10 protein-coding genes are annotated in these 12,842 nt (G+C 44.8%); 1 reads left to right on the top strand and 9 read right to left on the bottom strand.

The genetic code is table 11. The annotated features are described in order from the left end of the window. Window positions 1-120 precede the first annotated feature (120 nt). A complete protein-coding gene (locus ABIC84_RS02020) occupies window positions 121-636 on the top strand; it encodes a DUF4251 domain-containing protein (protein WP_429262520.1) in 516 nt (171 codons plus the stop codon). Between the two features lie 94 nt (window positions 637-730). On the opposite strand, the gene eutC is transcribed toward ABIC84_RS02020, so the two are convergent. From eutC to ABIC84_RS01975, 9 genes are all read right to left on the bottom strand, one after another. Then, a complete protein-coding gene (eutC, locus tag ABIC84_RS02015; protein WP_429262519.1) occupies window positions 731-1,489 on the bottom strand; it encodes an ethanolamine ammonia-lyase subunit EutC in 759 nt (252 codons plus the stop codon). A 245-nt stretch (window positions 1,490-1,734) separates the two neighbouring features. Then, entirely contained in the window at window positions 1,735-3,102 is a 1,368-nt protein-coding gene (locus ABIC84_RS02010) for an ethanolamine ammonia-lyase subunit EutB (protein WP_429262518.1), read from the bottom strand. Window positions 3,103-3,199: 97 nt separating this feature from the next. After that, window positions 3,200-4,552 (bottom strand): ethanolamine permease, encoded by a 1,353-nt coding sequence (gene eat, locus ABIC84_RS02005; RefSeq protein WP_429262517.1) that lies wholly within the window; start codon window positions 4,550-4,552, stop codon window positions 3,200-3,202. A 280-nt stretch (window positions 4,553-4,832) separates the two neighbouring features. Then, on the bottom strand, window positions 4,833-5,762 hold the full coding sequence (locus tag ABIC84_RS02000; RefSeq protein ID WP_429262516.1) for a sugar phosphate isomerase/epimerase family protein: 930 nt from the start codon (window positions 5,760-5,762) through the stop codon (window positions 4,833-4,835). A gap of 221 nt (window positions 5,763-5,983) precedes the next feature. Beyond that, window positions 5,984-8,584 (bottom strand): MGH1-like glycoside hydrolase domain-containing protein, encoded by a 2,601-nt coding sequence (locus ABIC84_RS01995; RefSeq protein ID WP_429262515.1) that lies wholly within the window; start codon window positions 8,582-8,584, stop codon window positions 5,984-5,986. Between the two features lie 203 nt (window positions 8,585-8,787). Beyond that, window positions 8,788-9,858 carry a dipeptidase gene (locus ABIC84_RS01990; RefSeq protein WP_429262514.1) on the bottom strand — a complete coding sequence of 357 codons (1,071 nt, stop codon included), beginning with the start codon at window positions 9,856-9,858 and terminating at the stop codon, window positions 8,788-8,790. 13 nt (window positions 9,859-9,871) lie between these two features. Continuing rightward, the gene (locus tag ABIC84_RS01985) at window positions 9,872-10,984 is read right to left on the bottom strand and encodes a D-TA family PLP-dependent enzyme (RefSeq protein WP_426586806.1); all 1,113 of its coding nucleotides are present in this window, start codon (window positions 10,982-10,984) and stop codon (window positions 9,872-9,874) included. 124 nt (window positions 10,985-11,108) lie between these two features. Further along, window positions 11,109-11,612, bottom strand: coding sequence for a RidA family protein (locus ABIC84_RS01980; RefSeq protein WP_429262513.1), 504 nt, complete (start codon window positions 11,610-11,612; stop codon window positions 11,109-11,111). Between the two features lie 125 nt (window positions 11,613-11,737). Beyond that, on the bottom strand, window positions 11,738-12,814 hold the full coding sequence (locus tag ABIC84_RS01975) for a hypothetical protein (protein ID WP_426586802.1): 1,077 nt from the start codon (window positions 12,812-12,814) through the stop codon (window positions 11,738-11,740). Window positions 12,815-12,842 lie beyond the last annotated feature (28 nt).

The raw sequence follows: 12,842 nt of genomic DNA, 5'->3' as shown, positions 1-12,842 counted from the left end.
TATTTTCTATTTCAAAAGCCACCCAAACCGGGTGGCTTTTTTGTTTAAAAGATTGCTTAAATTTGAGTGTACTTAAACCTAAATAACTCTTTGCCGTCTAAATATTTAAACATTTATATCATGAAAATCTTAAACAAGATAGCCATTGTGGCTGCATTTATATTTATTGGGCTTAACGTGACTTATGCCCAGACCAAAGCCGAGAAAAAAGCGGCAAGGCAAGCTGAGATCAAAAAAATGATCGATGATCAAAACTTTGTTTTTAAAGCAAACTACGCTTTGCCGATGCGTGGCGGTACAAGGCCGCTTACCTCTGATTACGATCTCACAGTAAGTAAAGACACCATTGTATCATTCTTACCTTATTTTGGCCGGGCCTATGTAGCTCCACCTCCCGGAACAACAGATGGCGGAATCAAAGTTAATACTACAAAGTTTACATACTCATCGACCCCAAAAGGCAAGAGCTGGAATATCACTATTAAACCCAAAGAAAAAAACATAGCCGACTGGCGCGATGTACAAACGTTTAATCTAAGTATTTCGCAGGATGGCTACGGCTCCCTGCAAGTGATCAGCAGTAACCGTGATCCAATATCATTTAATGGTTATGTGGAAGCGAGAAAAAGTAAGTAGGTAAAGCTTAAAAGCTAAAAGCCCAAGGCTTAAAGCAGTAAAAATTGGCCCGGAGCATAAAGCTTTGGGCCTTTTGCTTTCGGCGTTCAGCTTATCAACCTTCAGCTATAAGCCCCGCGTTATCCTTCAGCTCCACTCCCGACAGTTTCCGTTTAAATGCTTCGTTAATTAAATAGAAAATTTTCCTTGCTGCTTTTCTATAGGTTAAACCTTTGGGGCGGATATTAGAAACGCAGTTTCGTGATTCGTCGGTTAAGCCCGGTTTGGGGTTATAGGTAAGATATACACCAAGACTATCCGCGGCACTTAGACCAGGGCGCTCACCAATCAAGATCAAAGACAGTTTAGCCTTCAGGCCATACCCAATATCATCGCCAATAGCTACCCTGCCTTGTTCAACCAGACTTATTGGCGCAAGCTTTAAACCATCGGCAACCAACAAAGGAATTAGCGCATCGAGCAAACCAATTGTATTTTCATTTACCGCTGTCGCAGAGAGACCATCAACTATCATAATAGCCACATCACTTTCAATACTGTAGCCGTTTAACTCATTCAATGAGGCCTCATTAAGTTTACGCCCAAGATCGGGCCGTTGCAGGTATTGCCGCCGGTCTGTTACCTGGCTATGCAGGTGCAGGATAGGCTGTTCAAAGTGTTTAAGGGAATTAGTTAGTTTGCCTGAATTTAATTCAGAGTATACAGCATCACGTGCATGCGCATGTGCCAGTTTAAACTCAAGCGACTGTTTTAAGGGGATACTCGTTCCCACCCGGCCAATAGCTATCCGCGCGGAAGTAAATTCCTGCAAAGCTTTTAGTGGCTCAATTTCCTGTGGGATATTTCGTTTCATTTAATGGTTTACTTATGTCCTTGATATAGCAGCAACCTGTCACTCTGCCTTCGCTCGGCTCCAGCTGAATGACCATTATTCATAGGCCCCCGGCCTGTGTGCCATAAGAGCTTACGTCGGCCAGAGGCCGTGAGATAGCCGACACTCGGCTGGAGCCGAGCGACGGCAGAGGATGACGCCGTATTTTTTATTTTTCGTCAGTTCAAAAAACCTTTTATCTTTCGCCTTTACCCTTTCGCCTTCAATCAAAAACCTCTCAACAACCCGTGTTCCGTAACAGGCAGCATATAACCTTTATCATCAACAATCCCCTGCTTTATCAACCAACCCTCAAACTCGGGAGCGGGTTTCAACCCCAATACTTTACGCAGGTAAAGGGCATCATGAAACGAAGTTGACTGGTAATTAAGCATAATATCATCCGAGCCCGGAATACCCATCACAAAGTTGCAACCCGCTACACCAAGCAACGTAAGTAGGTTATCCATATCGTCCTGATCGGCTTCCGCATGATTGGTATAGCAAACATCAACTCCCATGGGCAAGCCAAGCAGTTTTCCACAAAAATGATCTTCAAGCGCGGCACGAATAATCTGTTTGCCATCATACAAATATTCGGGGCCAATAAAACCAACTACAGTATTCACCAGCAAAGGATTAAACTTACGGGCGACGGCATAGGCCCTCACTTCGCAGGTTTGCTGATCTACCCCGAAATTGGCATTGGCCGATAGGGCGCTACCCTGTCCGGTTTCAAAATACATTACATTATTGCCAACAGTACCCCGCTTTAACGATAGTGTGGCCTGGTAAGCTTCCTCAATCAAGCTTAAATTAACCCCGAAGCTGGCATTAGCTTTTTCCGTGCCTGCAATAGATTGAAAACATAGGTCGACAGGGGCACCTTCGTTAACCAATTGTAATGTGGTAGTTATGTGGCTTAGCACGCAGGTTTGTGTAGGAATGTCGAAACGGTGCCGTAAGTCATCCATCAAAGTTAATAAACTGCTTACCGCCGCTGGACTATCAGTTGCCGGGTTGATGCCTATAACAGCATCGCCGCTGCCAAATAATAAACCGTCGATAATGCTGGCCGCTACTCCCCGCGGATCATCAGTTGGGTGGTTGGGCTGTAAACGGGTACTGAAATGCCCTTTTAAACCGATAGTATTGCGAAAGCGGGTAACTACCTGGCATTTATTGGCCGTGGCAATCAGATCCTGGTTACGCATCAATTTAGATACTGCAGCAACCATTTCGGGTGTTAAGCCGGGAGCTATAGTTGTTAAAGTAGCACAGTCAGTTTCATCACTTAATAACCAATCGCGCAGTTCACCAACCGTTAAATGACTGATGTGGCTAAAGGCTGTCTCATCATGATCATCAATAATAAGGCGGGTAATTTCATCATCCTCATAAGGGATCACCACTTCGTTTAAAAAATTTTTAAGCGGCACATCGGCCAGGGTAATTTGTGCAGCCACACGTTCCTCATACCCGGCGGCACAAAGCCCGGCCAGTTCATCGCCCGAGCGATAAGGCGAAGCCTTCCCCAGTAACGTTTTAAGGTTGGGAAATTTATAAACCCGGTGATGTATGTTGTGGCGGTACATATTTATATCATTATGTCATTGATCATTGGGTCATTTTTTTCAATCATTATGTCATTGGGTCATTATTCAAAAAGCGAACAAACAAATGACTTATGACTCAATGATTAATGACCTCATCATCCATCGGTGCGCTCATCATGTCTTCTGTTAATGCAACTTTATGTTTACCCATCACTATAAAAATCAGCAATACAATTACTAATCCTCCTGCAAAAATGAGGCTCATATCGGGGTTAAAATATATAGTAGCAAATAAGCATACTACACAAATAACCAAAGCTATTGCCGGGAAAACCGGGTATACCGGGGCCAGGAAGGGCCGGTTTAAGCGCGGCTCCTTTTTGCGTAGTATAAACAGGCTCAGCATACTCATGATATACATAACCACTGCACCCAGTACCGAGAGCATGATGATCTGATCTGTTTTAAATTTATAAATGAAGATGGAACTTACTATACCGCTTATCACAAGGGCCCAATGCGGCGTTTTGAACCTGTGGTTAATATCAGATAGCATCCGGGGTAAATAACCACTGCGCGCCATAGCAAATACCTGCCTTGACGAAGCAAGGATGATCCCGTGCAGCGAGGCAATCAAACCAAACAAACCTATACTGGCAAATACTTTGGTTAAGCCATTACCTTTACCCAATACTATCCCAATAGCCTCGGGCAGCGGATAATCCAAATGGCTTAGCTTGTGCCAGTCGGTCAACCCGCCGGTTATGATCATTACCCCTAAAGCCAGCACAACTAATGTTACGATGGCCGAAATATAGCCGCGGGGGATATTCCTTTTGGGGTTCTCCACTTCTTCGGCCACCATGGCTACCCCTTCAATAGCGAGGTAAAACCAAACTGCAAAAGGCAAGGCTGCAAATACGCCAGCCCAACCAAAAGGCATAGGATTTGTAAGATAGTTTACCATTTTAAAATGCGGCGACACAATGCCCAGGTAAAGCATTAGTTCAACCACAGCAAGTATGGTAATGAATACCGAAAAGGTTGCCGACTCCTTTACGCCCAACATATTGAGCAAGATAAAAAGAACATTAAAGCCCATGGCGGCCGCAGTTATAGGAATTACCGGATATAAAAAGTGAAGGTAACTTCCCAAAGAAACCGCCACGGCAGGCGTAGCGACCAGGAAGTCCACAAGCGTTGCATAACCCGCTATCAGCCCGCCAAATGGCCCCATGGCTCGATATGCGTAAGCAAAAGCGCCGCCCGCATGAGGTATGGAGGCAGTTAATTCGGTATAACTAAAAATAAATGTAATGTACATTAAGGTGATAACCAGGGTGGCTATCAGCAGCCCGATCGTACCTGAAACAGCCCAGCCTAAATTCCATCCGAAATATTCGCCCGAAATAACCAGACCAACGGCTATGGCCCATAGATGGATAGGTTTTAGGACCCGTTTTAAATGTTCTGTAGATGTTTCTGCCATGCGCCGCCGTTATAAATAATATTTTATCGCCTTAAATTACTCAACAGGCAGGTTAAATCAAAATTACGGCACATTATGGAATTGTTAAGCCCTGCTTTTTCAAAAAACACAACAATTTACAGCACCATCTTATATAAAAAAGCTTACAAACCAAAACAACACAAAACTCAAAGCTGCCCATAGCCACTAACAATAAAAACAGCGGGTAAAATTCAATTTACCCGCTGTCATTCTATTATAAAAACAATCAACAGTTAGTGATTCAAACTACTTTTCCTATTTAAACCATTAACTTATCTTTCAAATAAGCCATACTTGCGGTAATACTTGCAAAGGCATCCTTAGGCATATCATGCTCGACAAAAAAGTGCTGCATCCCTGCTGATTTTGCCGCCGCAAAAATCGGTTTAAAATCAATGGTGCCGCCACCTACCGGCTGTATATTTTCCCTGCCGGCGTCCAGATCCTTCACGTGCCAAAGCGGGAAACGCCCCGGGTGCTCCTTAAACATCTCCACCGGATTTTTACCTGCTTTAACAGCCCAGGCCAAATCAAGCTCCATTTTTACATTATTTGCATCGGTTTCACTTAGCAGCAGATCATAGGGTACTTTGCCATCAACTGCATGGAACTCCATATCATGGTTATGATAAGCAAACTGGATCCCCGCTTTTTTTGCAGCCTCCCCAGTTTTGTTTAATACCTCAATGGTGCCTTTTATTTCTTCAAGTGTAGCCGTAGGCGAATTAGCACAAACCAGGTATTGAACGCCGCCTTCAGCAACCTCGTCAATCACCTGCTGCATATTATCGCGCAGGTTCAATACAGGAGGCAATACCATCGGCTTACCATCTGCACCTGCAGGCATTTTTGCTCCCGGTGGCAGTTTAAACGGAGCGCCAAGAACATGGTGCGAAGTCCAGCTCATGCCCAGGTCATTCACCATAGCTTTAAATTCTTTAGGTTTCATACCATAGTATCCGCCTTTTTTACTAAAAGCCGATTCTATTTCTTTGTAGCCAATAGCGGCTATTTTGCTAAGCGTACCCTTAACATCTTCGTCAATAACGCCAAAAAAAGTAAACAACTGTAACCCAACAGGATGATGCTCCATATTAGTCAAAAAACCTGCCGCTTTGCCCGATAAGGCCATGCCGCCAAGCACCAATGCCCCGGTGCCTTTAATAAAATTTCTTCTGCTGTAATTCATGCTTCGATAATGGTTAATAATTAACTGGTACAGTAAAGCTAATTAATTAATAATGAGCAAAGAAATCTTATTGTGTCTTTTTTACACAATAATTATATCAAACTAAAAGCATAACGCTGAAGGCCGATTGACAGATGGAAGGGTGTACATGATCTGCAGCAGTCCAACCATGGCACAGTGTTGATTTATAGCACCGTGCCAGGTTATTATATACATACACCCTATTCCAGATACAAACAATTGGCAATCAGGCCTGTCCAGCCGGTTTGATGTGCGGCACCTAAACCAAGACCTGTATCGCCATCAAAAAACTCATAAAACAAAATGTGATCTTTAAAATGCGGATCGGTTTGCAGTTTGGGATTTTTACCATACACCGGCCGCTCAGCATTTTCGTTTTTCATAAACAGTTTGGAAACCCGGGCATATAGTTCGTTAGCTACCTCTTTCAGGTTCATAAAATTTCCCGAGCCGGTTGGGCATTCTATTTTAAACTCATCGCCATAAAACATATGGAACCGGTGCAAACTATCAATAATCAGGTAATTGATGGGCATCCAGATAGGGCCGCGCCAGTTGCTGTTACCACCAAATAAACCGCTGTCACTTTCGCCCGGCACATAGGATATGCCAAATTCAACTCCATTTACCGAAACATGATAAGGATGTTTAAGGTGATACTTTGAAAGTGAACGGATCCCATAGTCGCTTAAAAACTCATTTTCATCTAACATGTATTTGAGCAATGACTTCATCCTGTAACCACGCAGCAAACTTATCAGGTGCTTACCGTTACTCCCCTTCTCGTTCCAGCGTGAAACCAGCGATGCAAGATCGGGCCGGTTTTCAGCGAACCATTTCATACGATCTTTAAATACCGGACTTTCCATGATATCTTTTTCGTCCAATACTTCGGTAGCAAACAGTGGAATCAACCCTACTATACTCCGTACCCGCATTTTAATAGAACCATCATCAGGGAAACGGATCTGATCATAAAAAAAACCGTCGTCATCATCCCAAAGGCCTTCATTGTTTTCGCCCAGGTTTGACATGGCCCCAACAATATAAATGAAATGCTCAAAAAACTTGGAAGCGATATCAGCGTAAGCTTTGTCGGTTTCGGTAAGCTCGGTGGCAATGCGAAGCAGGTTAAGCGAATACATGGCCATCCAACTGGTACCATCGGCCTGTTCCAAATGCTGCCCGGAGGGTAAATGCATGTTACGGTCGAAAACGCCAATATTATCCATGCCCAGGAAACCACCCTCAAAAATATTGTTCCCCGATTGGTCCTTACGGTTAACCCACCAGGTAAAATTAAGCATCAGTTTGTGAAAAACCCGCTCCAGGAAATAAGTATCCCCTTTTCCATTGTTATTTTCCTTATCGGTTTTATATACGTTCCATACAGCCATGGCATGTACCGGAGGGTTTACATCGCCAAAGTCCCATTCATAGGCCGGCAACTGCCCATTCGGGTGCATATACCAGTCGCGGGTAAGCAAGATCAGTTGATTTTTGGCAAAAGTCATATCAATAGTTGCCAACGGAAGGCAATGAAAAGCCAGGTCCCAGGCTGCAAACCAGGGATACTCCCATTTATCGGGCATCGAAATAATATCGCGGGTATTCAGATGTGCCCATTTACTGTTACGGGCCTTTTCTCTTTGTGCGGGAGGCCGCGGCATCCCTTTGTCTCCGCCCAGCCAATGGCGGATATCTGAATAGTAAAACTGCTTGTTCCATAGCATACCGGCAAACGCCTGCCGCTGAATAAGACGGCGATCGGGGTTCATTGCAGCACCATGGATATCATTATAAAATTGATCGGCTTCTGTTTGACGAATATCAAAAACCTCGTCAAAATCTTCGAAACTATAATTGGCATCTTCAGACAGGCGCAAACGCAAGACTACACTTTGCCCCGCCGGGATATTCAGATCGTAGTTTACCGCTGCTTTGGTACCCATATTTTTAGGGGTTACGGTATTCTCACCACGTACAATATAATCGTTTATACCGTCTTTATAATACTTCCTGCCATCGTCATAATTATAAAGCTTGCGCGAGTTGGTTTCGTTATCGCAGAACAGGAGTTGAGCCTCTCCTTCGGTATGCAGCCACATTTGTCCAAGGTCTTTATGAAAAATGCTAATCACTTTATCCGAAGACGCACAAAGATCTGGCTTGCGTGAATCATACCCCCAAGCCCAGGTATTGCGGAACCATAAGGTCGGCATTACATTAACCGGTGCATCTTTATCACTACGGTTATGAACGGTTATTTTTATCAGGATGTCTTCCTGGGCGTTTTTTGCATATTCGGTAAATACGTCAAAGTATTCGTTATGATCAAAGATACCCGTGTCCATCAGTTCAAACTCCGGATCCTGGCGGCCGCGGCGTTTGTTCTCATCAACCAGCCACTTATAAGGGAACTCATTTTGCGGATATTTATATAGCGTTTTCATGTATGAGTGCGTAGGCGTACTATCTAAATAATAGTACATCTCTTTTACGTCTTCACCATGGTTACCTTCGGGGTTACTCAGGCCAAAGTAGCGTTCTTTAATAATAGGGTCTTTTTTGTTCCACAACGCAATTGCAAAGCAAAGGTATTGCTGCCTGTCGCAAATACCGGCTATGCCCTCCTCACCCCAGCGGTAAGCCTTGCTGCGGGCCATATCATGGGTAATATAGTTCCAGGCATCACCGTTGGCACTGTAATCCTCACGAACGGTACCCCATTGGCGGTCGCTCACATAAGGTCCCCACTTTTTCCAGCCTGTATCCTTTAACCTTGATTGTTCTGCATTCATAGTATAGGTAGCAAATTTACCCTATCCTCAATTTAAGGTAAGTGTTTTGCAAAGTAGATTTAATTAGGTAAAAATACGTTAAGGTACGGTTTGTTTTACCGTACTATGAAGAATAGGCAGAATTTGAAGGTTGTTATTCGTTTAGTGCTATCGCTTCGACCAGTGTCTAAACTGCCTACAGCAAACTAAAAACTGCAAACTGATCAAGCCCAGGCCTTCCTTAAAAACCTAAGCCAGTTGCCATGCATCATATTTTGGATATCCGCATCGGTATAGCCGCGTTTCCTTAACAGGTCAGGCACTTTTTGCAAATCGGCAATTGTTTCCAGATCATAAGGGCATTGCTCACGGCCGAAGGCCCCGTCAAGATCAGTGCCCATGCCAACATGCAGCGCATTACCGGCTATCTGGCAAATATGATCGATGTGATCAACCATGACTTCCATATCACAGTTCATTCCTTTTGGTGTGGATACACCCCTCACCCAGCCCGGCACCATCATCCAGGCATCAAGCGCTGCTCCGATCACCGCGCCGCGGCCTATCAGGGCTTTGATCATTTCATCACTGTACTGGCGGTTATGGTTCACCAACGCGCGGCAATTAGTGTGGCTGGCCCAAACATGGCCGTTAAAATGGTCAAGCGCTTCCCAAAAGCTGTCATCGCATAAATGAGTTGCATCTAAAATGATATTCAGGCGCTCCATTTCTTTTAGCAACTCATGACCTTTTGGCCCCATGTAACCGGTGGCATCGGTACCCTGTGCATACCTGCCGGGGCCATAATGCGCTGGCCCAACCGCCCTTAGGCCATAATTATATGCCCGCTCCAGGTATTTAACAGTTACTATAGAGTCAGCGCCTTCCAAACTCAAAATATATCCCACCGGCTTCTTTTCCGCCGGTGTGCCATCATTCCAGAGTTCAAGATGTTTTTCAAGTGATGACAAATCATTCACCTGCACCATTTCCCCGGCATCTTCCATGGCCTTATACCAGGCTACCTGTCCCTGGGTTTGTGCCCATGCCTGTTCAGGCGAGTGCCAGCCGGGCAAGGGATTATCCGGTGCTACGTAACGACCTATCTGTGTAGCTACTACCAGGCCAATGTTGCCTTTACGTAATTCGGGCAGGGCAACAACCGCTTTGGCGCGATCGGGTTTATCAGTTAAACCTCTCTCGCGTTGGTTTACCTCAGCCAGCGGACGCGTGAGGTCGCGGTTCCACTCCAGTGCGTTCATGCTTAAATCTAAATGGGCATCTACAACAAACATTGCTTAGGGGAAATTAAATGGTGATCTTGCGGTCGCGGGCCTCGTTGAGCCACTCGCCGCTTATATTTTCGTGCTCAATAGTATAAACGCGCTCGTATAACGCAACAGTAGGGCAAATATGGTGCGGAATGCCATAAAGCACATCGCCTACCTTATATTGGTGATTGGGTCCCGCTTCAACTACCAAATGTTCTTCACTTTGGCTTACCGGGTAAAGTTCGGGCGCATTTAAAAAGTAAATGCGTTTACTTAATTCATTTTCTGCCGAAACCGACTTATGCCCAACATCCAGACAAAGCTTTGTTGCGCCGGGCAGAGAGATTACACGTGTAATAACCAGTGCGGCAGGCAAAAAATCCTGCTCGGGCATACCCACCTGGTAGCCTTTGTCCCAGTAAACAAACGTACCGGGGCTGCATTCAACGTATTTACGTTTAGTGTGAATGGAAAAAGTTGGCGAACCACCAGCCACGATAACCGGTTCGGGATAGCCCTTACCTTTTATGGTTTGCTGCAATTTAAGTACGGGGGCAAATGCAAACTCACAGCGTTCGGCCCGTTTTTGCAGATCGACATCATGAATGTGGCCGTCATAAGCGTGCAAGCCTACCGGGTTAATACCCGGCAATACACCGCAATCCATATAAAGCTGCAAAGCTTCAAAACCTGGCGTTATACCTGTACGGTCCATACCTACGTTCAAGTCCAGATAAACATCGACATTAGCATTAAATCTTACCGCTTCGTCAGAAATCTCCTTTGCCGATGTGGAGTTATCAACCAAACACGAAAAACGCGTATGCGGATAAGCATGGATCAGCCTGATGAAACGGTGCAGTTTAGGCCCCTGGGGTTGGTAAGCCAGCAAAACATCGGAGGCCTTGCTTATGGCCAGCAGTTCGGCCTCGGCGATGGTAGCGCATTTGAACTTGCTGATGCCGGCCTCCAGCAGTAAAGCGGTAACTTCGGCATTTTTATAGGTTTTAACATGTGGGCGCAAACGCTTAATATCATCAATCATGCCGGTAAGCGTGGCTATGTTTGTTTTAACCCTGTCGGGGTAAACCACCAGTGCCGGGGTATCCAACTCATCAATATCCTGTATATTATACCAGTTAACGGTCATGGTTTAATTATTTTTTCATGTAGAGACGCATAATTGCGTCTTCGAATATACAGAGCCGCCATTATGGTACCTCTGCAAGCGGGATACGCAATTATGCGTCTCTACAGAATGGAAATTGTAGATTTTATTCTAATTCAAACAGCGCTTCAATTTCAACGGGGATATTATCGGGTAATGAGCCCATACCTACCGCGCTGCGTACGCCTATGCCATTCTCCTCGCCCCAAATTTTGGCAAAAAGTTCACTTGCGCCATTTATGATGAATGGGTGCTTTTCAAATTCGGGTGTACAGTTAACCATGCCCAACACTTTTATAACACGTTTTATCTTATTGAAACTGCCGATGTTGGCTTTAATGGTAGCAAGCATAGTTAAACCAACCTGTTGTGCGGCGAGCTTGCCAGCTTCCTGGCTTACGGTATCACCAATGCGGCCAATAATCAGCGAAGCATCATCCTGTACCGGACCATGGCCCGACAGGTATAAATATTTGCCATCAACTAAACATGGTTTATAAACGCCAAGTGGTTTTGGTGCAGGCGGCAGATTTAAACCCAGCGCTGCAAAGTTTTCTTCGGGAGTGTTCATGAACGTAAAACTATTGTTTTTAAGTAAAAAAGTATCCATAAAAAATAATTTTACACGAATGCTGCCCACCGAAGAGAATTTAATTCCGAAAAATTAGTTTTAAATAAAAAAGCCGGGGATCTCACTCCCGGCTTCACCAAATCAACTAAGTAGTATATATAATCTCAAAATTTAAACGACACTCCAAAATTGATAGCATAATCGGCAAATGCCGCGTCGCCGATAACGTATTTACCGGTGGCTATCGAGTTTTCTTTATCAGTAACACTTTGTGTGCGGTCGCGTTTCAGGGCGATGGGCACGCTGGCAAAAATGCTCACCTTTTTAAAGGCGTAGCTTAGGGATGGCTCGGCCGAAATAATATAACCCGGACGGCGGAAAGCATCGCTTTTACCGATCAGGTCATGAACAGGGATCCCCTCAATACGACCGCCTGCTGATATAGTGAACACATGCGCTATGGTGTAGTTAACACCTAAACGGGCAAGATACTGATCAGGCACGCTTGAAATAGCTTCGTTTGCAAGCGTAGCGCTCAATGTTTCGCGATAAGTACGGGTACCGTTGGTATTGCGCGGGTTGCTCATATAATACAGGTTACTATACCCGCTAAACCCACTGCCAAAACCCAGGTAGCCATTTGCTTCGGCAATGATGCCAACGCCGCCATCGCCTAACTGGATAGATTGATCAACAGGGCGTTCGGATGGGATCACGTTATAGAAATGTGATTTATAATTAAAATCGCCGGTAGGCAGCTTAATACCTAAACCAACCTGGATATTACCATTGCTTTTGCGGCTGTCAAACAACCACCTGTTAACAACGATGCGGGCATCACCAATACCTTGGGAGTATGACTTACGGCGCTCTTTACCGCCATGCTCATATAATGAAGAACGGGTGTTAACAAGGTACGGTACACCAACAGATACCGACCAATACTGATTAAAATTACGGGTAAGGTTTAGATCAAAAGTATGCTGATGGTTAATCACCTCGTTACCTATCACCAGGCGCTGCTTTTGCTCATCGCTGCCTTTAAAATGACGGAACGATTTAAAATAGCGCCACGAAGCGGTAAGCTCCCAGCCTTTGTATGAGGTATCCTGAGTAGTATGCTCCATGTTGCTGAACGGGCCATCAGCCTTAATGGCAACACAGCCCTGGGCATGCACACCAGTATAAGTTAACGTCAGGCATATCGCTGTACAAAAAAGAAATTGTAAAGTATGTTTCATAATATAATGTTTACGTTAAGGCGTTTTG

Origin of the sequence: Mucilaginibacter sp. 3215, assembly GCF_050433785.1 — a bacterium.
In the GTDB taxonomy this organism is placed as follows: Bacteria; Bacteroidota; Bacteroidia; order Sphingobacteriales; family Sphingobacteriaceae; genus Mucilaginibacter.
Note: the sequence above shows the minus strand (reverse complement) of the source record. Positions and strands in the feature narration are given on the sequence as shown.

What these genes read in the sequence shown, in the direction of transcription:
- ABIC84_RS02020 (WP_429262520.1), top strand. Translation starts at nt 121, where the DNA reads ATGAAAATCTTAAACAAGATAGCCATTGTGGCTGCATTTATATTTATT.
- eutC (WP_429262519.1), bottom strand. Translation starts at nt 1,489, where the DNA reads ATGAAACGAAATATCCCACAGGAAATTGAGCCACTAAAAGCTTTGCAG.
- ABIC84_RS02010 (WP_429262518.1), bottom strand. Translation starts at nt 3,102, where the DNA reads ATGTACCGCCACAACATACATCACCGGGTTTATAAATTTCCCAACCTT.
- eat (WP_429262517.1), bottom strand. Translation starts at nt 4,552, where the DNA reads ATGGCAGAAACATCTACAGAACATTTAAAACGGGTCCTAAAACCTATC.
- ABIC84_RS02000 (WP_429262516.1), bottom strand. Translation starts at nt 5,762, where the DNA reads ATGAATTACAGCAGAAGAAATTTTATTAAAGGCACCGGGGCATTGGTG.
- ABIC84_RS01995 (WP_429262515.1), bottom strand. Translation starts at nt 8,584, where the DNA reads ATGAATGCAGAACAATCAAGGTTAAAGGATACAGGCTGGAAAAAGTGG.
- ABIC84_RS01990 (WP_429262514.1), bottom strand. Translation starts at nt 9,858, where the DNA reads ATGTTTGTTGTAGATGCCCATTTAGATTTAAGCATGAACGCACTGGAG.
- ABIC84_RS01985 (WP_426586806.1), bottom strand. Translation starts at nt 10,984, where the DNA reads ATGACCGTTAACTGGTATAATATACAGGATATTGATGAGTTGGATACC.
- ABIC84_RS01980 (WP_429262513.1), bottom strand. Translation starts at nt 11,612, where the DNA reads ATGGATACTTTTTTACTTAAAAACAATAGTTTTACGTTCATGAACACT.
- ABIC84_RS01975 (WP_426586802.1), bottom strand. Translation starts at nt 12,814, where the DNA reads ATGAAACATACTTTACAATTTCTTTTTTGTACAGCGATATGCCTGACG.